Here is a 22,724-nt window from a genome sequence, read left to right on the forward strand (position 1 = left end):
CAGGTCACGGTATTTTATTTTCAGGATACTTTGGCCACGATACTTTAGGTCGAACTGCTTTAGGCCACAGCGCCGCACTTGTGGCAAAACTTTGCAAACGCATTCTTGCGTGAATGGCAGGCGCTGCAATAGTTATGCAGGCAAATACCACAATGGGTACAAAAATCATTGCTTTCGTTTTTCAGGTCCACATTGCGCTCGCAACCGGGGCACACACTCTTCGCAAGCCTGGCAAGCGCTGTGTCATAGCCCAATTCCTCCCGCCGCTGAAACTCGGGCTGTGATTCCGCCAGCTTCTGCTGTTCAAGATAGCTCTGCAACGCAGTGATGGCATATTTACCACCAACAACCGTCAGCACAATGCCAACGATGTAGCGTACATAGCCGCCATAATCCGGCAGGTAAGGTACCAGCTCGACAAAAAACGCCATCAGGGCAAAGATAATAAAGCCCCATACAAAAGGCCAGTATTGGGATTTGCGTTTTTTGACAAACAGCCAGGCCGCCAACGCCAGTAACGGCAAGGTCAGCAACAGCCGGTATAGAAATACGCGTAGTTCCTGATCTTCATATGCATCGTCAAATTGCTGCCGCGCCAGCTCTTCCAGATTATTGACCTGTGTCTGCAACTGGGTTTCCCGCTGCGAGATATCTGTCTGTTTCTGCTGGATGTCTTCAATCGCCCGCTCAGCATCGCGCTCCAGTTTTTTAAGTGTGTCCAATGTGCGTGTGCGGCCAACCAGGTCGTCTACCTCATCCGTGACATCCCGGGCGGACACCCAGTTATCAAACGTGGTGCGGGCGGCCTGGTAATCTTTCTGCCGGATAATCAGCTGCAAATTGACTTGCTCAAGCTGATCGGCAAGCGTTTGATGCTGGCGGGCAAGCACCCTGAGTTCGGTGCGTAACGGATCTATTTTGCTGTGATTGACGAAATGCTCGGTGGTATAGCTGGTTTCTACACGGGGAAGATCACCAATAATATTTTTGCCCAGCCCGGTGAGAAACATGGCAAAAATAATCGCCACCATCCACAAGGCTCGGTTAAACCATTTTTCTGACAAGCGGACGCCTTTGCTCATGACATGCCCCAAAGTGATATTGCCAACGATGCTAACGGGCTTTTACGTTTGCGGCAAGCGCTAGTCGTGCTCCGGCGCTGGTATGCGAGGGACACAGGCGGTAAAATGCGGTTTTAATCCCCTGGCTGGCAATGGCTGAACTCAAACAAGATTCACCCGATGAAGTGATGTGCAGTTGTAGCGGCACCACGCGTGGCATGATCCAGGACATGGTCAGGCAAGGCAAGGATCTGGATGCCATATCGCGTTATTCCGGCGCGCTCACTGGTTGTGGGGGGTGCGAATGGGATATAGGTGAACTGGTGAAGGCATTAATGGCGGAGTTACCGCCGGAGCCTGATCAGGCAGATTGACTGCAGACCTTACACGCCGGATCTTTTGACAACTTGATCGTGCGCCACTCGGCGCTTAAAACATCCAGCAACAGCAATCTGCCCTGCATCGCCTGTCCGATACTCAATAATACTTTAATCGCTTCAGCCGCCTGCGCGGAACCTACCATGCCCACCAGAGGCGCGAATACACCATTATCGGCACAGCGTAACTCCTGATCATCGCCTACATCGGGATACAGGCAGTGATAGCAAGGCGATTCGGCATGCCGAAAGTCGAACACACTCAGTTGCCCTTCAAAACCAATCGCAGCGCCGGAGACGAGTGGTGTTTTACTGGTAAAACATAACTGATTCAACAGGTAGCGGGTGGCAAAATTATCTGAGCAATCAATGACCACATCGGCTGCAGCAATGCGTTCAGAAGCCTCTTCTGAGGTCATCCGGGTTAATACCGTATTCACTGCAATGTCCGGGTTTAACTGCGCAATTGTTGCCTGGGCTGACAACGCTTTATTCTGCCCGATCGCCGCGGTGGTATGAATAATCTGGCGTTGCAGATTGGTCAGCTCGACATGGTCAAAGTCACAAATAGTCAATGTGCCGACGCCCGCTGCCGCCAGGTACATGGCGACCGGCGCACCCAGGCCACCCGCGCCTATTATCAGCGCATGGCTTTTGGTCAGCTTTTCCTGCCCCGCATATTCAATTTGCGGCAGCAGAATATGCCGACTGTAGCGTAGCAATAAATTATCTTGCATACCTAATATATAACTAGATTCCGATATTAAGGGAGGCGTTGTGCTTGCACCATCTGCTGGATCAGCACTTTAGGTGACAGCATGATCAGCTTGTCATCAAAAACAGCGTTCCCCGTCTGTTGCTGGGCCTTATCGATAAAAGTGAGGTCGCCATCTGCGTTTTCCAGCTCGTCCGGATGAACCGCTGCGGTCATGGCATGACTCAGCCCACCAGACACGGATTGTATGCCACCCAGCCCGTTTTCACATTCAAAAGCTGATGTCTACTGGACCAGCACTTACAAACTTCTCGTTTTCTGCATCACCCCTCTACGGTATGAAGGAGTGCGGAGTAGGCTGTATTAAACCAACCACGACTTTTGCCGAATACTACATCGATTCCATCTGGAGGGGTAATTTTTTGATTGAAAAACTGATTGAATTGCTCTCGCAAAGACTCTAGTAAATCTTGAGAAACTTTACCCTGCTCATTAAGAATTGAAATCGCCGTCATTGATAAATTGGGATTCTTTGACTTTATCCATTCTTGCAAAACCTCAAGAGTCGACGCTTCTGCAGCCCACTCCCGTATGATGTTAATGTCATCATTATAGCTCCAGTCTTCCAAGGGCTCATTTAATAACTCTCGAACACAAAGCTCTGCTGCTGCTTTATCTCCCCGAGCAGTTAATATTAAAAGTCTGTCTCTAAAGCCTAAAGAATTTAGATCATCTGGTAAATGAGCGCTGATGATTGGAATACAATCTGAGTCTCTCCACCCAGCGACCATATATCCCAAAACCCCATCTGAATGTTTAGGATAAAACTTTCGATTGTTAATAAGCACTGTAGAAATATGCTCCAAAACAGTACGGTTTTCTCGAAAATGTAAGACCAATAATCTCATCACTTTTCGCCCTACTATGGCTCTACTATAGCCGCGCTCTAGTGACTGAATTAATATGATTCTCAAGAGATCACTTTGCGGAAACTTTCTTGATAAGAGATTTATGAAGTGCTCGTCGCTGATCCAATTCTCCATCTCCGCAATAAGATGCTCATCGAGCGATTTCTTGAGGCTTGGAGATTCCTCTAACACCCTGCCATAGCCATCTGCGATTATTTCCTCGAATGGTAATTCCGTAGAGATTTGATGCTTTTCAAGTAAAGGGAGCAACTCGTCCCAATGTCTTACTATTCCATTTAAAGCCACAGGATCAGAGTGGTATCGATTGATTAGCTGACTTGCCCAGTTAGTTGTTTTTGTTTTTTTGAAATGTTCGACAATGAGTGAGGCTGAGCCCAATTCCAAAAGCCCAGCAACTGCTGATAATGTCCGGGATGCATGGTAGGGACCAGTTGAATCTAATTCTGTAGCGAATGTGCCTTCTAAGAGAGGACGATAATTTTCATTACTTCGCCCAGCTTGTGCGAGAGCTAGCAAAACTGTCGATCTAACAGCATTGCTTTCCTCAATTAAGTAGTGAGGGGTTAACCTCAACAAGTTCTCATAATCCGCCACTCGGTCTCGCAATACCGAAACGATTGCCATACGAACTTCAACTGAAGCTGGAACAGCTACCGTTAATAACATAGATCGGAATCTTGGAATATGTTCAACACTAGCAGCCCAAGAGCTAACGGGAGGGCCATTACGCTCAATTAATGAAGTTTCAAAAAGTGCCTGACTTTCTAATTCTGTAGGTGCAATTGCAGCCAGTTTTGCTTGAATGTTGACTTTACTTAAATACCACAACTTAATTTTTTTCAGGCATTCCGAAGTCAATTCCCAAGTGGCCCTATCAGGGAATTTATCTATGATTTCGTAATAAGCCCATTGAACTACTCTGCTCTTTGCATTTTTAATTATGTTTTCTAACCAATTCCTTTGAGCATGAACATCTTCAAATAGCTTTCCTGAAAATTGAGCAATTGGTGTCGCAAGCTCAATGCTGGAATGTGCCCAGCGCTCAAACGTCTGTTTTACAACCTCATCATTAGGCCACCCTACAGAAAGTGCATTTGCAATCCAATATCGGCTTACACCATCAACTTCAATATTTTCATAACAATCTATTAAATCTTTTCGAGCCAGATCATCCCCAACAGCCATAAAAACACCAACAGTGTCTGGATGCCATGCAGTTTTTGAGTATTCACTTATTTGCTCCTCAATTAACTCGCGCAGTATAGGTGTTAAGGTTGGGTGATTTCGGAAATTAGTGCTCAATAACGGCCAAATTTTGAAAGGATTTGCTGTGAAATGGATTTTTTGATTTTTGAATCGATACAGCAATACATCTGCAACAGCTTGGTCACCAGGATAAGCTCGGATCAAAAAGCTGAATCGAGCTTGATCATCAAGAGTCCAACTTCTACCTTCATTAACAGCTTTAATTAGTATTTCTTTTAAAATGGGTAATTTTGACCAACCTTCAAACAGAACATTGTAAAACTCTTCTTTCTGCCAATAATCAATGGTTTCTGATGCCACTAGCCGCAGCATCCGTTTTAAATCATCCTCGTCGTGAAGTTGATTTTCGATTCTTATTCTTATGGTTTCAAAGATTAATTCAGCGACATTAGACTCTCGATTAGCTAAAGCACAAATCACAGCATTTTTAGTCCATGATTTACTGAGTCCGAGCGCCCTTAATGCAGAAGCGCGCACCTCAGGTCTAACTTCATATAAAGCCAAATCAACAAGAGTTTTTGCCATCTCATCAGATTGTGCAAATACTTTAGCAATGGCTTTTGACGCTTCGAGGCGACATACAAATTCTTCGTCCCTTAAACCTTGCAGAAGCGTTACCCTTAGATCATCTGAGGGTTTCCATGTACCCAAAGCAGAAAAAATTGATGCTCGCTCGTGTGAATTTCTTCCAATAGAGAATTTGCTAATAAAGGCACTGCATTCTTCTCGCACACCATAGCTTAATGCACCTATTGTTAATTCTTTTGCTAATGCAACTCTATGTTCTATGAAGGGTGACTTTTGCAAATCATCTATTATTTCAAGAATGATTTTTCTTGCTTCATTGATTGGAAATCCTAAGTCAGCACAAACAAGCGCTGCTCTGAGTTGTAAAGCTTGCATTCGCTCATATTCACCATGGCTACCGAGCTCTGCAATTTTGTTTGCTGCTTGACCTATGAATACTTTTTTACCTTGTGCACCCTGTATACCAAACCAATTTATAAGACATTCACGCCAACGTGGCTGCATCCAGATGTCTGAAATCCATTTAAATTGATCTTGTTCAGGCTTACGACATACAGCATCTGCGGTAAGAAACTCCTGAATGCTCAAGTGTACAAAACCTAATTCATTTGGCGCTTTCTCAACAAGCACTCCAAATTGCATAAATAATGCATTTATAATTTTCTGAGATCTACGCTTAGCTTCACCTTTGTTTAATCCAAGACCATTATCCTCATCCATCAAATAAATCATGCAGACGTGTTCAAGATGCTGGACACTCTCTACTACAACTCGACCTTCAAATTGCATATCCCAAGCCAACCTAATTAAAATCTCACGTATATCTCTGAGATTCAAACCCAATGTCTCAAGCGTAATTGCGGTACCTGCTGCTCGAGCTCTAGCATCTGGATGGCTGGTCAATAACAGTTCGATAATCAAGCTATAAATTGCTTGCCGCTCATCAGGCAATCTTGGTTTTGTACGGAATAATTCAATTAATGTTTGGCAAAGCAAAGGAATTCTGGCGAGTTGGTGAGTGCGCCCATTTGCCCTAACTGCTCCCAAGAACGCTTCAGCACGCCCCTGAACTCGTTGTCTAACTTCACCAAAATTGTTTGCATCGACAAACTCCCCTTCTGTTAATGCAAACCATCGAGAACTAAATTCAGAAATTTGGTGGTCACTAAGCGCTGCCAACTGAGCATTGGTCCATGAAGAAGGTACACCCAATGAATTGAATCCCATGGGTCTACTTGTGCATATAACTTCTGCACCAACCGCCTCAGCAAAGGCAGCTACTCTATCAAGCGCCTGCTGTGCTTGAGATTGAGTTGTAGCTTCGTCTAAGCCATCTACTAAGAGTAGTAATTTTGAATTGCGTAATGAGCGCTCAAACATCTCCCCAACCTCATCAAATCCATTTTGATGAATCCACTCTCTAAAATGATCTTGGACACTGGTAGAGTGTTTACGCTCTATCGCTGCTGCAAATGCGGGAAATGACATCCATACAGGCAGAAGTTTAAGCTTAGACTCGCCTAAATGGCCTCTTAATCCGTCCTCTTGGCCAAGCATCGCTAATGCAATATGCCGTAATAATGCACTCTTTCCGTAACCAGCGTCTCCAAGTACGACACAATTCTTCTGCTCATTTATCCATCCAAACACGTTTCTACGAGACTCATAAATGCTGCTAATAGAAGATGCTGAAATCGCTTGTCCGCTCTCTAATAAATTGCCTTGCGATTGAGGAGAAAGAGGTATGCTCTTTTCAGACGACTCTACTCTTGGAGGTGCTACTTTAGCTTGAGTCAATATGTCAGCCAACACGTATCTCTGCAAGTAATTTGGAGCATGACCTACAGTGCGGAGTCCAGGATCATGTTGATTGAATAAGACGGTATACAACGATTTTAAGCGTGCTCTTAAATAAATTAAGTCGCCTGTGTCCAGTCTATCGCCTAATAGTTTTGCTGCATCTTTCCCATTGAAAACTTCCACCCATGAGCGGCCAAAAAAATCATCTACAAGTTCTGGAAGTCGTTTTAGTTTTTCTGATAAACGACCTGATTCAGCACCATCCCAGATCTTAAAACGAATTCCTTTTGCAGCAAGTCGATCTCTTTGATAACTGATTTCTTTTACATTCTGAGTTGTTTCTATCGGACAAGTTGTACATAAAACGAATTCTTCAGTTTTATTGACCCAAATACCGTCTAAAAATTGATCTATGGCATATTTAATATCAATTGCTTTAAAAGTTTCGACCTTTTTACACTGGTAGCAAATCTTTTTTGCTGATCCTGTTTTGGGTGTCGCAAGAATATCAATACCACTTTGATTTTGACCAGGGGTACCGTAAATCTCGCAATCTGCGATTGTGTTATCAAGTCGAATTAAACGGAGAGTAAGCCGCTCGAAGTTTTGCCAAGATAGGTCATTAAAAGGTAATCCTTGGGTTCGTGTTTCAACTGGTGGATTCGGTGCGCCGTCATCGGGGGGGCAATCTAACCAAACGGGAATTTCTCCAACCATATGCATCCTTTTACTTAATTTTTGCCTCAAGCTTCAGAGATAGTAAATCATACCTTCATAAATCTGCTACAGATTTACTGAACTTATAGTACTTGAGCTTGATGGGTTGATCTTTCTAAAATTAGCTCTCCTTTAGCTATGATAAAGAACTCAATCAAGTCCGATAACTAAGCGATTTTGATGGCTAAAATGGAATTATTGTTATAAATATGTAAAAGTTAGGGATGGGAAAATTACATTTGAAAGATAGTTAATGAGAAATCAGCTTGAAATTGAATCACTACTAGAAGAGTTGGGAAGTTATGGTTATAAGTTTACAAAGGAATTTACTGCGCGAGAGTCTTATTCAGATGGGATGTTGCCACCCAACCTCATTAAAGCAATTATTTTAGACACTGAAACCACAGGCTTAGACTGTACTTATGATCGAATTATTGAGCTTGGTATGGTGCTCTTCGAATATTGTCCGGCCACAGGACAAGCTTACGGAGTCCTCAAAACTTTTGATGAACTAGAGGATCCGGGAATACCTATTCCTTTAACCTCAACAAAAATTCATGGAATAACCAATGACATGGTTAACGGTTGTCAAATTGATGATGCAAATGTTCAAGAGTTTATTGCAGATGCATCATTAATCATTGCTCATAATGCTAGATTTGACCGTACATTCGTAGAAAGTCGATTCCCGTTTTTCAAGAATAAAGCTTGGGCATGCTCATTTTCTCAGATTAATTGGAATGATGAGGGTTTGGGAGGGGCCAAACTAGAGTTTTTAGCTTATCGCTACGGCTTTCATTATGTAGGGCACCGCGCATCAAATGATTGCCACGCTCTTCTAGAGGTACTTCAAAATAAACTGCCAACCTCCGGTGAATTGGCAATGAAGCGACTCATAGATAATGCTGGAGCTAAAGATGTGAAAGTTTCGGCAATTAATTCTAGATTCGAATCGAAGGACCTCTTAAAAAAACGAAATTATCGTTGGAATAGCGAAAGGAAGTTTTGGTCGATCATAATTTCTGAAGTAAATTTGGATGGTGAGATTGAGTGGTTAAGAAAACATGTTTACAGCAACAAGCCATTTCAAATTGAGCTGGAGCGGATAGATGCATTGAATAGGTTCTCAGCGAGCGCTTGTCCTACGGAAATCCTTAGTTTTTAAGGTAATTTAAACCCCGATACGAACTTGGGAAGATCAAAGATACTATGAATGAACTGCCACAAAATTTGATTGAGATTGCCTACAAAAAGCTTAAGCAGATGATTTATTACGAAAAAAACCATCTTTTTCTCCGAGAGCGCCTCGCGGAGTTTGAATGTGGAAATGATTTCGCAAGTAGATTAGCTGATCTGAATCGCGTAATAACAATGAATGACCCATCATCGTCGGAAAAATTTAGGAGTTGGCTCGCAGATATCGAGTTTGCATTGCTCCCGAAAGGCATTAAGACGGACGATATACCTAATCAAGAAGAAGGTACGTTTGTTACAAATGTTACTAGTCAAACAAACTACACCATAGAAAAAGTAAATTATATTTTTAATGGGCCAATTGAATTACATCTTATTTCAGTACTGTGGCTAATGATTCAAGGCCCGAAATTAGATAGTACTTTGTCTGAAAATTGTATGGGCTCTCGTTTACATCCTTTAGTAGGTAATGAAGATGATTATTCAGCTCATCTATTTAAGAAATACCATGAACTTTATTCCAAGTGGCGAGATGATGGTGTAAAAAAAGCTAGAGATTTATTAATTGAAGAGGGAAGAAGCGTTTGTATCATTGCATTAGATATTCAAGAGTTTTACTACAGAGTGCAAATTGATTGGGAAAAACTCGAACAAAAGCTTAAGCGAACCCGCCACTCCATAGAAACAAACAATGCCCTTTATAACCACATTTATGAGCGTGAAAATTTAGGTGAACGTCTATTTGAATGCGTTAGATCGATTTGCTACTTTTATCAGGATTTGATTTCAGAAAAATTAAGCATTACTCACCCAGATATTCCTGACACCACAATAGGCCTACCTATTGGACTTTGTGCTTCTCCTTTGATAGCAAATTGGCACTTACAAGAATTTGATGATGCAATACTAAATAAAGTCCGCCCAGCATACTATGGACGCTATGTGGATGACATTTTTCTTGTAATTACAAGTGAAAGTCAATTTGCATCTAAGAAGGATCCGATTAAATTTATATTAAAAGAAGTATTAGTAAACAATCAAATATTACATTGGCATGAAGATAAAAACCGATATGAACTTTGCTTAAAACCTGGGTTATTTTTGCAAAGAAAAAAATGCATAGTACAGTTTTTTGACTCAAGCCATTCAATAGCCGGTTTAGAAAAATTCAAAAAAGAAATTGAGGAAAACGCAAGCGATTTCGCAATGTTGCCAGTTGAAGGAGATGATAGTCCTGTAGAGCAAGTCGCATATGATTTACTTTATGATGGCTCCTCAAACAAGCTTCGTAATGTCAAAGAGATTGCAGAAAACCGATGGGATCTTGCAAAACACCTCACTAAGCAAACTCAGCTTTATTTATTAGCCAGCAATCCTGCAAGCTCTCAAACACAAATCGAATTATTCAGGTTTTTTAAAGGCAAAAATGCAATTGCCTACTGGGATATGTGGGAACGCGTTATTGCATTCTTTGTAATTTCCGAAAATATTGGAGCAGCCTTTGACTTTACTCAGCTTATTACGGCCGAAATAAAAAAAATCAGATCTATCGAGAATAATGTAACTCGTTTGTTAAGAAACACCCTCTTAGAACATTTAAGAATTTCTTATGAAATTTGTCTCGCAGTAAAATTCCCCGATAACAAATTTATGACTTACAACTCGACAAATAACAAGTGGAGGCTTTCAAATTTAATTCGACACCATTTAGTATCTGTACCACTATTAAATTACACGACTTTTAATGGCGATCTAACTTCACCGAAAGAGGTTATTGAAGTTGAATTGAATTATGAGTCAATAAGTCTTAGCCCTCGCTTTATTCACTTTGATGAGTGTCTAGGTTTTATAAACTCAGGCTTCAGCGCCGAAACTGAAAATGATTGGATTAGTGAAGCTGATAAATTATACGATCTGTTTCATGGATCAAAAATCGAGGATGTAAGAATAGAAATTACAGATACTTTAGGGGAGTAAGTATTATGAGCCAATATGCAAAAATCAGTGTAGGACTGCACAAGAATGATCTAAATGAAAATCTGCGTGTAGCGCTTGGGCATATAAATGTTGATATGGAAGACATTAAAAATAGTTATCTCAATACCCCGAATATTTCATCCAACCGATTAAAAAAATTGCACCAACTACTAAATGACGTTCACCAGCACGGAATACGTCATCCTAGTCAACGAATCCATTTATTAGTGTTACCTGAAGTATCAGTGCCTCACTCTTGGGCAACATTCATAACTAAGTGGGCTCGAGAACATCAAATAGGCGTAATTTGTGGATTGGAGCATCGGATTGATAAATCAAAAACTGCTTGGAATGAGTTATTAGCAGCTTTACCTTATAGAGCAACTAAAGGTTTTAAAGCTTGTGTCCCTATTAGGAGACTAAAGAAGCATTACTCACCTGAAGAAAACCATCAATTGGTTAATAATCACTTGAACGTGCCAAAATTGCCTTCCAAAAGCATATATCAGCTTTTCCAGTGGAGGGGAGCAAGCTTCGCAGTTTACAACTGTTACGAACTCGCTAGTCTTGAGGATCGTTCGATTTTCAAAGCAAAAGTAGACTTTATAATTTGCTCCGAATTCAACCCAGATGTTAATTACTTTTCGAACATTGTAGAAGCAGCTGCTCGTGACTTGCATTGCTATGTGGTGCAAGTAAATAGCGCTCAATTTGGTGATTCACGCATAGTCAGTCCATCAAAAACTGACCGATTGAATCCTCTAAGAATTAAAGGGGGAGATAATCAAACTTTTTTGACTATGAATTTGCCTTTGAAAAAACTGAGAGATCATCAACGTGTCGGATATGGAATACAGAAAGACTCTGATGATTACAAACCTACACCGCCAGATTTTTCTCTATACCACACAGAAGCTCGAATAAAACTTGGATTGAAAAAATGACGTTAGAGCACCAAGACAGATACTTAAGTAAAAGAACTATAGTTATCAAAACAGCTCGACTTCGCCTTCAATCGTGCTATCGCTGAGCAGGCCATTTGCAATCAGTTCTTCGTAGAAGCAAATCTGGTTACGCCCATGATCTTTGGCGTAGTACAAAGCCTCGTCTGCGCGCTCTAATACCGTGTTTGGCAGCACATTCAGGGCCATACGTGAACACCCTACACTCATGGAAACATGCCCGACCTGCGGAAAGACATAGGCATTCAAAGTCGCTTTAAATCGCTCCAGCAACCCAACGATGTCGTTTTCATCGGCACATGAAAATACACCGACGAACTCTTCACCACCAAAGCGAAACAGTAAATCACCTTCGCGAAATGTTTCCTGCATGAGCCGTGAAAGCAGCAGCAAGACTTCGTCACCAATCAGGTGGCCATAGTTATCATTAATTTTCTTGAAGAAATCAATATCAAAAATCGCCAGGAAATGATGCAGGGGGAACTTGAATTCAGGTGTGTAATCATTCAACAGGATTTTGCTGACGCAATGATCAAAGGTTTTGCGATTAAGCAGCCCGGTCAATGCATCCCGCTCATTCTCAATAATCAGGCTGGCGTAATGATGGAACATCTCCAAACACTGCTTAATCAAGCTAATAGCATCGCCATCCAGCATTTCATGCTGGATAAGCAAAATGGCATGCTTGTGCGCAATACTTTGTTGCAGAGGGAAAATATGTAACTTGCCACTACTGGTTTCAAGGCACTCATATTGATGAGCGTCTTTATCCATATATGCCAGCAGCAATGCATAATTTTCCGGCACCCAGCCATCAAACGCCGCATGGGTGACTTCCCCGGTTTCAAGTGTACTGATCACCGAGACGAGTTGCCGCCTGGATAACACCTGCATTCTGATTGGTTGCGGCTCGGCTGCGAAAATACTTAACCAGCGTTGCATGAGCGAAAGCAAGGCTGGATCCAGCGCAAGACTCTCCCTGACCTTGGTAAGGTCGGTAAGCGTCTGCATAAATTCGCTCAGATTTAATTGAGTAGTCATGTGTTCGGCATATGGGTTTTTTAAATACTTTACCAGAGGCGAGGGTTTGACTTATTGGCAAAAAGAGCCAGTATTTTCAATTAATTCTTGGATATAACCTAGATCTAAGGAGAGAAACTACGAGGAATTAAAATGGGGTGGCTGATGGGGCTCGAACCCACGACAACAGGAATCACAATCCTGGACTCTACCAACTGAGCTACAGCCACCATAGAGACTTTTACATTGGCCTGCCCGACAGGAATCGAACCTGTAACCCCCAACTTAGAAGGTTGGTGCTCTATCCAGTTGAGCTACGAGCAGATAGGTGTTACATGACGATTGGGCAAACCAGAGAAACTGGTCGGCGTGGAGAGATTCGAACTCCCGACATCCTGCTCCCAAAGCAGGCGCGCTACCAGACTACGCTACACGCCGAAAGCAGGAATATAACCGATTTTCCGAAATCGTGTCAATCCTGATGTGATAAAATTCTATTTTTAACGATGATTTTTTGCTCATGAGCGCACACATTATTGATGGCAAGCAAATTGCCAATCAGCTGTTAGACGATATTAAAAATAACATTGATCAACGTCTGAAGTCCGGTAAACGCGCACCTTGTTTAGCAGTGGTATTGGTCGGTGATGATCCGGCTTCTGCCATTTATGTACGCAATAAACAGATAGCCTGCGAAAAAGTAGGGATTGTTTCTCAAGCCCATCGATTGCCATCCAGCATTTCTCAAGTTGAGCTGTTCAGCCTGATCCAAACACTAAATCAGGACCCTGACACAGATGGTATTCTGGTGCAGTCCCCCTTGCCACATCACATCGATGAAACAGCCATTCTGGCCCTGATAGACCCGGCCAAAGATGTCGATGGCTTCCACCCTTACAACATTGGCTTATTGGCCGTGCGCCAGCCAAAGTTACGCTCCTGCACACCTTATGGTGTGATTAAAATGCTGCAAGCCAGTGGCATCAACCTCAAAGGACTGGACGCAGTGGTAGTCGGCGTCTCTAACCACGTCGGGCGGCCGATGGGGCTGGAGTTACTGTTAGCTGGCTGTACGGTGACCAGTTGCCATCGTCATACCAAGGATTTGAATGTCCACATACAGCGGGCAGATCTGATTGTAGCGGCGGCAGGCAAACCTGGTTTAATCAAAGGCGAATGGATTAAACCCGGCGCGATCGTGGTGGATATCGGCATCAACCGGCTGCCTGACGGCAAACTGGCGGGCGATGTTGAGTTCGAGGTGGCGAAGTCACGCGCTGCTTACATTACCCCGGTACCTGGCGGGGTTGGCCCCATGACAGTGGCAACGCTGATGGAAAACACCCTTAAGGCGCTGGAACTCAGGGAGCAGGCATAACTGGTAATAGCAGCCATTGACAAAGATGCTTTGCAAGCCCATAAAATCGGTGTAAACTCGCGCGATTATTGATTAACGTAATGCAGTAAAAAGCGCCGTCAAGGCAGTAATATCAAGTAGTTTCGTCCTTTGGAACCATCATGGCAGACACCGTTAACAAATCTTTTGTCCCTTACCAGCCAGCGGCCGGTGAGGAGTACATGAACAAAAAACAGCAGGATCATTTCAAAAAAATCCTCAATAACTGGAAAGCTGAACTCAGTCACGATATTGACCGTACGGTGCACACCATGCAGGACGAAGTGACCAGCTTCGCGGATCCAAATGACCGCGCCAGCCAGGAATCCGACATGGCTTTGGAATTACGCAACCGCGACCGCGAACGTAAGCTGATCAAGAAAATTGACGAAACGCTGCGTAACATTGATGCTGGCGACTATGGCTACTGCGAAGGATGCGGTATTGAAATTGGCCTGAAACGCCTGGAAGCACGCCCGACAGCCACGCTTTGTATTGATTGCAAAACGCTGGATGAAATGCGTGAAAGGCAAGTCGCTAAATAGCTGACTGCCATAAAAAAAAAGCGAGTGCGCAAAAAATGCCACTCGCTTTTTTAATATCTGCTTCACTCTCAAGACAGCCATAAGCCTGGCAACCTCACTGGGCAAACCTGAGCATTAGCCTTTATTCAGGCACCTGCTCACTGACTGCTTTACAAATTCTCTTCCACAGAAAAAAGTCGCTTATGCTCACGAATCGCGTAACGGTCTGTCATGCCGGCAATATAATCGGCAACTGCACGTGCCTGGTCCTGTTTGGCAGCGAGCTGGTGCTCATCCGGCATTAATTTGGGTGATTGCATAAAAGCTGCAAACAGCTCTTCAATGATCCGGCCAGCCTTAGCGCTCATGCGATTGACCCTGTAATGCTGATACAAATGTTTGCGTAAGAATTGCTTCAATTCATGATTTTTATCGGCAACTACCTGGCTAAAGCCGACTAAATACGGTGCTTTGCGTACATCTGCAATAGTCTTCGGATTGAGCGTTGCGATGGCCTGCTGGCTTTGCTCACACAAATCCACTACCAGCACATTAATCATGCGGCGCACGGTTTCATGAATCAGCCGCTTATCTTCAATCTCGCCATACAGGTGTTTCACTTCGGCCATATTTTCGGCAAATAGCTGGATACCTGATAACTGTTGTATGGTAATCAGGCCTGAACGCAGGCCGTCATCTACATCGTGGTTGTTGTAGGCGATTTCATCGGCGAAGTTAGTGACCTGTGCTTCCAGGCTAGGGGACCCTTTATGCAAGAAGCGCTCGCCGACATCGCCTAATTGCTCGGCATTTTTACGTGAACAATGCTTAAGGATGCCTTCACGCACTTCGAACGTCAGGTTCAACCCATCAAAGCTGGCGTAGCGGTTCTCCAGTGAATCGACCACTCGTAAAGACTGTAAATTATGCTCAAAACCACCGTAATCTCGCATGCAGTGGTTGAGTGCATCCTGACCGGCGTGCCCGAATGGCGTGTGTCCTAGATCATGCGCTAATGCTATCGCTTCTGCCAAGTCTTCATGCAAGCCTAAGGTCCTTGCAATACCGCGTGTGAGTTGCGCGACTTCAATACTGTGCGTCAGCCGGGTGCGGAACAAGTCGCCTTCATGGTTCACAAACACCTGGGTTTTATACTCCAGGCGGCGGAAAGCGGTAGAGTGGATAATGCGGTCGCGGTCACGCTGAAACACATTGCGTGTTGGCGACTCTTGCTCAACGACCTTGCGGCCACGCGTTTGTTCGGGGTGGGCGGCAAAGCAGGCTAAGGTCATTGTTGGTCTTTATCTGATCAAGCAGCTAGCGAGAGCGTCTGCTGTAATTTATCGGCATCATAGTCAGCGGTAATCACCGCCTTGCCTATCGCCTGCTGCAAGATCAGGCGTATGCGGCCATCGGATACTTTCTTATCCAGCTGCATCAGGCGTAAATATTCTTCAGCACCAAAGTCCGGTGCCTCAATCGGCAATTTGGCAGCCTGCATGATGGTCTTGATGCGCTGCACTTCGGCGGCATTCAGCCAGCCCATACGTTGCGACAAATCGGCCGCCATCACGGTGCCGGCAGCCACGGCTTCGCCATGCAGCCACACACCGTAACCCATGGCGTTTTCGATGGCATGGCCAAAGGTATGGCCCAGGTTCAGCAAGGCACGTTCGCCCTGTTCATGCTCATCTACTGCCACTACTTCGGCCTTGTTCTGGCAGGAGCGATAAATGGCATAGCTGGCCACGGCGGTATCCAGCGCCATCAGCGCAGACATATTGGTTTCCAGCCAGTCAAAGAAATCGGCATCCCGGATCAGGCCATACTTGATCACTTCGGCCACCCCAGCGGATAACTCCCGCTGCGGCAAGGTTTTCAGGGTATCAATATCGGCTAATACCAGTTTAGGCTGATAAAACGCGCCTATCATGTTTTTACCTAACGGATGATTAATGCCGGTTTTGCCACCGACACTGGAATCGACCTGTGACAATAATGTTGTCGGCACCTGGATAAACGGTACACCACGCAAGTAAGTCGCCGCCGCGTAGCCTGTCAGATCACCGATCACGCCGCCACCGAGTGCGATCAGGGTCGTATTACGCTCACAGCGATTCTGTAGCAAATGATCATAAATGGTTTGCAGCGTCTCGCTGTTCTTGTAAGCCTCGCCATCAGGCAGAATGATTTCAATCACACTAATACCTGCGTCACGCAAAGGCTGGGCAAGCGTTTGCATGTATAAAGGCGCGACGGTGGTGTTGCTGACAATCGCCACCTGCTTGCGTTTAAGGTGCGGCAGAATCAGTTCAACCTGACTCAGCAGGCCGTTGCCGATATGTATAGGGTAACTACGGTCAGCCAGGCTAACAGTTAAGGTTTGCATGAAGGCTCCAGCGCGTGCAATGCGGTTTCAATTTTTTGGATAATGACAGCCACCGGCTGATGTCCGGTATCAACGATTAAATCGGCAGTGGCGGTATACAGCGGATTACGGGCATGAAACAGCTGCTCGAGCTTGGCTTTGACATCGACGTTTTGCAGCAAGGGGCGATTTTTATCATTGCGGGTGCGCAGGTATAGCTCATTCACATTTGCCCGCAGGTACACCACATAGCCATACTCTTTAAGGATGGCGCGATTTTCCGGAGCGATAATGGCACCACCACCTGTGGCCAGGACAATATTATCCTGCTGCCCAAGCTCCTCAAGGGTAGACGTTTCGCGCTTACGAAAACCGGCCTCCCCTTCCAGCTCAAAGATGGTAGGGATTTTCACGCCGGTGCGCTGCTCGATCACATGATCGGTGTCATAGAAAGTTTTGCCCAGGTTTTTGGCGATCAATTTGCCAACCGTTGTCTTCCCTGCACCCATCAAACCGACTAAAAAGATATTGTTTGGTATACGCTCACCCATAAAAAAGCCCAACCGATCCAGTTGGGCATTTTAAGGCAAAGCTGGCCTGCTGTCAGTAACAGGCGAGTTCACGGTAGGTAATTAGTTCAAGGCCAGCGTCTCATCCATGACTTTAGGTGTGATGAAAATCAGCAACTCAGTCTTGTCTTCCTGCTTGGTGTTACGTTTAAACGCATAACCGACCACTGGCAAGTCACCAAAGAACGGTACTTTGTCAGTGGCTTTACGCGATACCTGTTCATAGATCCCACCGAGCACAACAGTCTCGCCATTGCCTACCAGCACTTGAGTTTGCACGTTCTGGGTATTGATTGCGACGCCACCAGGCAATGTTTCGCCCCTGCTGTCCTTACGTACATCCAGATCCATAATGATTTTCTGGTCTGGTGTAATTTGTGGCGTCACTTCAAGGCTTAATTCAGCCTTTTTAAAACTTACCGCAGTTGCACCACTGCTGGTCGCCGTCTGGTAAGGAATTTCCACACCTTGTGCGATACGTGCTTTTTGCTGGTTGGCGGTAGTGACCCGTGGACTGGAGATCACTTTACCGCGTGCATCTGCCTCCAGGGCTGACAACTCCAGATTCAATAACAAATTGGCTGATAATTTAAGCAGGCTCAAGGCAATGCCACCGTATGCATTGGTCACCGGCAGGTTTGACATCAGATCCGGCAAACCATCCGAGCTGGTCAATGTACTGCCATTATTGCTGGCGGTTTGAATACTGCCGTTATGTGTACCTTGCGTGGCCACACCAGTAGGGGAAATAGCAGTAAATCGATTACCCAAAGAACCGCTGACTGTCATATTGGTGTTGCTGCCTGGCGTACCGGTTTGTGTAATGCCAAACCGTGCACCCAATGCTTTCGAAAAGGTATTCGAAGCAATCACCATCCGTGATTCGATCATCACCTGTTTAACGGATACATCGACCTTGTTGATAATGGCCTGGATTTCTTCCAGCTTTTTCGGTGTATCCTGCACAAAAATAGTATTGGTACGCACATCGAACGTGACACTACCGCGTTGGGAAAGAATACGGTTCATCCTTCCTGCAGCAGACCCAGTGGTACCGCCCACCGAAGCCGTGGAAGCACCAGCGCTCATCCCCGGTCCACCGCCCAGCAACATACTCCTGAAATCTGCGGCTTTCTGGTATTTGAGCGAAAATACTTCGGTACGCAATGTCTCCAGCGTTTCGCGCTCGGCATCTGCAGTCAACTGCGCTTTTTCCTTGGCGGCAAATTCTTCAGCAGGCGCAATCGAAATAACACTGCCGTTCACACGCATATCCAGGCCCTTGCTCTGCATAATGACATCCAGCGCCTGGTCCCAGGGCACATCTTTCAGGCCTATGGTGACGCTACCGGAAACAGAATCACTCACGACGATATTCTTACCGGTAAAGTCAGCGATCACTTTCAATACATCCCTGACATCTACCCGCTGAAAGTTAAGAGAAAGCTTTTCACCGGCATAGCCTTGCTTGGAACCTTGAATCAATTTGTTCGGGTCTTTGACCAATGGCCGGATATCCACCACCAGCTTGCGGTCAGCCTGGTAAGCAGATTGCTCCCAGTCACCCTGCGGCTCAATGATAATTTGCGCCTGGTTGTTTCGTCGCATGGCATCCACATACAGCACCGGTGTGTTGAAATTTATCACATTCAGACGGCGTTGCAAAGACTCGGGCAATTCGGTGTTGTTAAAGTCGATCACCACAGTTTTACCGGCATTGCGGACGTTCACGCCGACACGGCTATCGGAAAGATCAACCACCACACGCCCTTCACCATTTTTTCCACGTACGAAATCTATATTCTGGATACGATGCTGGACCGCGACCGGTTCGGAGAAGCGTTTGGCTGCACCTGTTGCCGGTGCCAGCTCGCCACTTTCCTGCGCCAGCGCAATCACCAATCCATTTTGCTGCACTTGTAACTGGTGTTGCACCGCCTGAGATAGATTCAGTACGATGCGGCTACGATCATTCGCCTGCACTACCTGCATTGACTTCAGGGCACCCTGGTTTACTTGTACTACATTTTTGCCGGTTGCATTGCTGGTGCGCGGAATATCAAATACGATTCTCGGCGGATTGCTCAAGGTAAAACTTGCAGGCACCGAAGATAAGGGCTGTGACATTTGCAGTTGCACATTCAGTCGCCCGCCAGGCAGCGTGGTCACTTCAACCGCCTGCAGTTGATTATTACCTGCGGGCATTTCTGCCGCCATCACCGGTTGCGCTGTCATCACAACGAACAATAGCGCTAGCTGTCTAGCAAAAGAAATAAGTGTTTTCATCATTGATGTTCCTGCAATTCCAATGTCGTCATTTGCTCGGTCCATTCACCAGTTACCGTGTCCTGAATGGTCTCTTTAACCTTTAATTCATACTTCAATGTCTGACTGTTTTCTGTCAGCGCAGTGATCTGTCCCAGTTTCTCACCCATATAATTGCCGGGTTTAACCTGATAAATCATATTGTCTGGCGTTTGTATGGTGGCAAACGTCTTGTTCTTTTTACTCATCACGCCGACAAACTTCAGACCTTCCAGCGGATAAGCTTCCAGGGGTTCTTTATGTCGGTTCAGGTCAGGCTGGAAAGTATTTTTCACTGTAGCCCTGCGCGGTACAAACGGATCATGCAGCGCATGATCAGCGTTATACTGCTGGGGCGAAAAACCCTGCACCTGCGGTAATGGCTCAATCGGCGCAAATGTGGTCTGGCTCGCTTCATTCATGAATTGCGTCAGGTCATCTTCCTTTGCACCGCCGCATGCTGCCAGCAATATGGCCGGCATGACGACAAACAGGTATCGGATACGCATCATTTCTTAGCTGCCTTTTTATCTTCCTGGGCCTTGCGTGCTGCCACTTCTTCCGCATCCAGGTAACGATAGGTTTTAGCGACCGCTTCCATCACCAGAATATCCCGGTGCGGCTGCCTGTCATCTTTAGCCATCGGTTGTATCTGTAAATTGTGCAGGGTGACAATGCGCGACAATTTAGCAACTTCAGTGACAAAAGCGCCCAGGTCGTGATACTTGCCCAGCACTTTGATATTAATAGGCTTTTCCGCATAAAACTCTGCAAACACCTCGGGCTGCGGTACAAACCCCTCAAAAGATAAGCCCTGGCTCAAGCCTGCCTGGTTAATATCGGTCAGTAATCCATCCATTTCGGATTTATCCGGCAACTGCTTCAGTAATACGCCGAATGTGCGCTGGATCTCCTCCACTTGTTGCTCATAAGCCTTGATCTTGATCGCCTGGATTTTTTTGGCCAGATACTCATCACGCAAGCCCTGCTCTTTTTCCTTTTCTGCGCGCAACTCTTTCAGGTTGGGGTTGAGCAAAAACATATATCCCAGTACCAGCAATACGGCAGCCAATATGCTCAGCAATGCCACTTTCATGGGCACGGGCAGGTTGCCGGCATTTTTTAAATCAATATTGTTAAAATCCGAAAGTTGCATAACGCGCATTTATCCTTGTGGCGAAGCAGGCTTTTGCTTGGCCTGGCTGTCAGCCGGTTGTTCTTGCCTGAGCGTAATCCTGAGTACGAACTCATACTGCTTGAGGTCCTGCTGAATATTGCTGGCCTGGATTTCCACCAGGTTAGGATTCTGGATAATCGAAGACCCGCTCAGGTTATGCACCAGCGAAGCCACTCTTCCGTTAGTATCGGCAACGCCTTTCAATTCAATCTCGTTTTCAATCTGTTTGATACTTTTCAGCAATACGCCTTCAGGTAACAAGCGGGCCAATTCATCCAGTATCTGTACAGCCTGGTTCCTGTCGTTCTGCAGGCCTTCAACGATTTGCTTGCGCTCCAGCACATGCTTGATCTGTTCTTTCAAGGTACTGATGATGGCAATCTCTTTATCCAGGCGAACCATTTCATCCTGCAAACGCTGGTTGCGTTCCTGCTGGGTGCGGATCTGGGCGCTCACGTAACTCCAGCTGACAAACAGTATGGCTGCGGCGGCAATCGCTACCAGCGACGCCATCAGGCTGAACTCGCGCTGGCGTTCGGCACGGCGGATCTGGCGGTGCGGTAACAGGTTGATTTTAATCATGCGTCCACACCCCGCAATGCTAGGCCGCACGCGATCATCAGCGCAGGTGCATCGGTTTCCAGTTGCGAAGGTTTGACCTTATTCACCAGTGTCATGCCATGAAACGGGTTGGCCACCAGCGTGTGTATCTCTGTTTTCTGCTGTATCAATGCGGCCAGGCCTTGCGTAGCCGCAACGCCACCGGCCAGCAGCACGTGATCCACTTTGTTGTACTGGGTAGAGTTGGTAAAGAAAGACACGGCACGTGCAGCTTCAATGGCCAGGTTCTGCAAAAACGGTTGCAGCACTTCCTGTTCATATGACTCCGGTAAACCACCCTGGCGTTTGGCAATTTCGCTTTCTTCAGGCGAAAGGCCGAAGCGGCGCTGGATTTCCTGTGACAGCATGGCACCACCGAAGGCCTGTTCCCTGGCATAGACAGAATGCAGGCCAACCATCACACTGATATGGGTCACGTGGGCGCCTATATCGAGAATCATGGTGACAGTCTTCTTGGTGTGCTCAGGCAACTGCTTGAAAATCTGGCGGTAAGCGGTTTCTGTGGCATAGGCATCCACATCCATAATGCTGACCTTCAGGCCGGCTTCTTCCGAAACTGCGACACGGTCATCAATTTTTTCTTTTTTGGCAGCGGCAATCAGTACTTCAACTTCATCGGTACTTTTACCAATCGGTCCCAGCACCTGGAAATCCAGGTTCATCTCTTCCAGCGGGAAAGGAATGTACTGATTGGCTTCGGCTTCCACCTGCAACTCCAGGTCCTCGTCACTTAGCCCGGCAGGCATGATCACACGCTTTGAAATCACTGCTGAACCTGGCAGGGCCATCACCACGTTACGCGCACGCGAGCCGAGCAAACGCCAGGCAGAACGTACGGTGTCCGCCACTTGCGTCAGATCATTGATATTGCCGTCGCTGATCACACCTTTAGGCAGGGCGACATTCGCATAACCATCCAGGCGGAACTGCTGTTTGCCGATAGCAGTCAATTCCACCATCTTGATGGCGGTTGCACTGACATCTACACCGATAAAACTGGTTTTTTTGCGTTGTAAAAAGCCCAGACTCAACTGAATACCCTTTAATAATTTTAAATTCCCACAGGGCGCATGCATCAACCGTGCCAATCTGGCACTTTTTAGCCTGCAACCTTCTGATCACTGCTGTGGCGCATCGCAAGACTCGCCCTGACTATTTGCATGATTCCATAATTAACTACCGTTGAATCAGCAAAAAAAGATTACAATTCAGGGGTAAT

The 22,724-nt window shown here is 45.7% G+C and carries 19 protein-coding genes and 3 tRNA genes; 6 read left to right on the forward strand and 16 right to left on the reverse strand.

The genetic code is table 11. From position 1 onward, the window contains the following. Nucleotides 1-59: 59 nt before the first annotated feature. Nucleotides 60-1,082 carry a serine endopeptidase gene (locus ACFQ2T_RS08500; RefSeq protein ID WP_379033098.1) on the reverse strand — a complete coding sequence of 341 codons (1,023 nt, stop codon included), beginning with the start codon at nt 1,080-1,082 and terminating at the stop codon, nt 60-62. A 131-nt stretch (nt 1,083-1,213) separates the two neighbouring features. On the opposite strand from ACFQ2T_RS08500, the gene ACFQ2T_RS08505 reads away from it, so the two are divergent. Continuing rightward, on the forward strand, nt 1,214-1,435 hold the full coding sequence (locus ACFQ2T_RS08505) for a (2Fe-2S)-binding protein (protein WP_379033101.1): 222 nt from the start codon (nt 1,214-1,216) through the stop codon (nt 1,433-1,435). Here the strand turns inward: ACFQ2T_RS08505 and ACFQ2T_RS08510 are convergent. The 3 genes from ACFQ2T_RS08510 to ACFQ2T_RS08520 form a co-directional block, all read right to left on the reverse strand. After that, a complete protein-coding gene (locus ACFQ2T_RS08510) occupies nt 1,423-2,175 on the reverse strand; it encodes a HesA/MoeB/ThiF family protein (RefSeq protein WP_379033103.1) in 753 nt (250 codons plus the stop codon). The two genes, ACFQ2T_RS08505 and ACFQ2T_RS08510, sit on opposite strands and share 13 nt — an antisense overlap. Before the next feature lie 26 nt (nt 2,176-2,201). Next, on the reverse strand, nt 2,202-2,369 hold the full coding sequence (locus ACFQ2T_RS08515) for a hypothetical protein (protein ID WP_379033106.1): 168 nt from the start codon (nt 2,367-2,369) through the stop codon (nt 2,202-2,204). Between the two features lie 107 nt (nt 2,370-2,476). Beyond that, nucleotides 2,477-7,393, reverse strand: a complete 4,917-nt coding sequence (locus tag ACFQ2T_RS08520) for an NACHT domain-containing protein (protein ID WP_379033108.1) — start codon at nt 7,391-7,393, stop codon at nt 2,477-2,479. Nucleotides 7,394-7,646: 253 nt separating this feature from the next. On the opposite strand from ACFQ2T_RS08520, the gene ACFQ2T_RS08525 reads away from it, so the two are divergent. Genes ACFQ2T_RS08525 through ACFQ2T_RS08535 form a run of 3 tightly spaced genes read left to right on the forward strand, consistent with a single transcriptional unit; the run spans nt 7,647 to nt 11,508 of the window. Further along, nucleotides 7,647-8,558, forward strand: coding sequence for a 3'-5' exonuclease (locus tag ACFQ2T_RS08525; RefSeq protein ID WP_379033111.1), 912 nt, complete (start codon nt 7,647-7,649; stop codon nt 8,556-8,558). 44 nt (nt 8,559-8,602) lie between these two features. Further along, on the forward strand, nt 8,603-10,564 hold the full coding sequence (locus ACFQ2T_RS08530) for an RNA-directed DNA polymerase (RefSeq protein ID WP_379033114.1): 1,962 nt from the start codon (nt 8,603-8,605) through the stop codon (nt 10,562-10,564). Nucleotides 10,565-10,569: 5 nt separating this feature from the next. Beyond that, nucleotides 10,570-11,508 carry a hypothetical protein gene (locus tag ACFQ2T_RS08535; protein WP_379033116.1) on the forward strand — a complete coding sequence of 313 codons (939 nt, stop codon included), beginning with the start codon at nt 10,570-10,572 and terminating at the stop codon, nt 11,506-11,508. Between the two features lie 45 nt (nt 11,509-11,553). Here ACFQ2T_RS08535 and ACFQ2T_RS08540 read toward each other — a convergent pair whose 3' ends face one another. The 4 genes from ACFQ2T_RS08540 to ACFQ2T_RS08555 form a co-directional block, all read right to left on the reverse strand. Beyond that, entirely contained in the window at nt 11,554-12,567 is a 1,014-nt protein-coding gene (locus ACFQ2T_RS08540; RefSeq protein ID WP_379033119.1) for a GGDEF domain-containing protein, read from the reverse strand. A 133-nt stretch (nt 12,568-12,700) separates the two neighbouring features. Further along, nucleotides 12,701-12,776 (reverse strand) — tRNA-His (locus ACFQ2T_RS08545). Between the two features lie 17 nt (nt 12,777-12,793). Continuing rightward, nucleotides 12,794-12,870, reverse strand: a tRNA-Arg gene (locus ACFQ2T_RS08550). Nucleotides 12,871-12,907: 37 nt separating this feature from the next. Then, a tRNA-Pro gene (locus ACFQ2T_RS08555) sits at nt 12,908-12,984 on the reverse strand. A gap of 82 nt (nt 12,985-13,066) precedes the next feature. On the opposite strand from ACFQ2T_RS08555, the gene folD reads away from it, so the two are divergent. Then, nucleotides 13,067-13,924 (forward strand): bifunctional methylenetetrahydrofolate dehydrogenase/methenyltetrahydrofolate cyclohydrolase FolD, encoded by an 858-nt coding sequence (gene folD / locus ACFQ2T_RS08560; RefSeq protein WP_379033121.1) that lies wholly within the window; start codon nt 13,067-13,069, stop codon nt 13,922-13,924. Nucleotides 13,925-14,064: 140 nt separating this feature from the next. Further along, the gene (gene dksA, locus ACFQ2T_RS08565; RefSeq protein ID WP_379033123.1) at nt 14,065-14,487 is read left to right on the forward strand and encodes an RNA polymerase-binding protein DksA; all 423 of its coding nucleotides are present in this window, start codon (nt 14,065-14,067) and stop codon (nt 14,485-14,487) included. Between the two features lie 149 nt (nt 14,488-14,636). Here dksA and ACFQ2T_RS08570 read toward each other — a convergent pair whose 3' ends face one another. From ACFQ2T_RS08570 to ACFQ2T_RS08605, 8 genes are all read right to left on the reverse strand, one after another. Further along, the gene (locus ACFQ2T_RS08570; RefSeq protein WP_379033125.1) at nt 14,637-15,758 is read right to left on the reverse strand and encodes a deoxyguanosinetriphosphate triphosphohydrolase; all 1,122 of its coding nucleotides are present in this window, start codon (nt 15,756-15,758) and stop codon (nt 14,637-14,639) included. A gap of 17 nt (nt 15,759-15,775) precedes the next feature. After that, a complete protein-coding gene (gene aroB, locus ACFQ2T_RS08575; protein WP_379033128.1) occupies nt 15,776-16,855 on the reverse strand; it encodes a 3-dehydroquinate synthase in 1,080 nt (359 codons plus the stop codon). Then, the gene (locus ACFQ2T_RS08580) at nt 16,843-17,385 is read right to left on the reverse strand and encodes a shikimate kinase (RefSeq protein WP_379033131.1); all 543 of its coding nucleotides are present in this window, start codon (nt 17,383-17,385) and stop codon (nt 16,843-16,845) included. The genes aroB and ACFQ2T_RS08580 overlap by 13 nt, the downstream gene beginning before the upstream one ends. A gap of 81 nt (nt 17,386-17,466) precedes the next feature. Next, entirely contained in the window at nt 17,467-19,692 is a 2,226-nt protein-coding gene (pilQ, locus tag ACFQ2T_RS08585) for a type IV pilus secretin PilQ (RefSeq protein WP_379033134.1), read from the reverse strand. After that, entirely contained in the window at nt 19,689-20,219 is a 531-nt protein-coding gene (locus ACFQ2T_RS08590; protein WP_379033136.1) for a pilus assembly protein PilP, read from the reverse strand. Before ACFQ2T_RS08590 ends, pilQ begins: the two co-directional genes overlap by 4 nt. After that, on the reverse strand, nt 20,216-20,863 hold the full coding sequence (pilO, locus tag ACFQ2T_RS08595; RefSeq protein WP_379033138.1) for a type IV pilus inner membrane component PilO: 648 nt from the start codon (nt 20,861-20,863) through the stop codon (nt 20,216-20,218). Before pilO ends, ACFQ2T_RS08590 begins: the two co-directional genes overlap by 4 nt. Before the next feature lie 9 nt (nt 20,864-20,872). Beyond that, nucleotides 20,873-21,466, reverse strand: a complete 594-nt coding sequence (locus ACFQ2T_RS08600) for a PilN domain-containing protein (protein WP_379033140.1) — start codon at nt 21,464-21,466, stop codon at nt 20,873-20,875. Continuing rightward, nucleotides 21,463-22,536, reverse strand: coding sequence for a pilus assembly protein PilM (locus ACFQ2T_RS08605; protein WP_379033143.1), 1,074 nt, complete (start codon nt 22,534-22,536; stop codon nt 21,463-21,465). The genes ACFQ2T_RS08600 and ACFQ2T_RS08605 overlap by 4 nt, the downstream gene beginning before the upstream one ends. Nucleotides 22,537-22,724: the final 188 nt, after the last annotated feature.

The organism is Methylophilus flavus, from assembly GCF_042678905.1.
Taxonomy (GTDB): domain Bacteria; phylum Pseudomonadota; class Gammaproteobacteria; order Burkholderiales; family Methylophilaceae; genus Methylophilus; species Methylophilus flavus.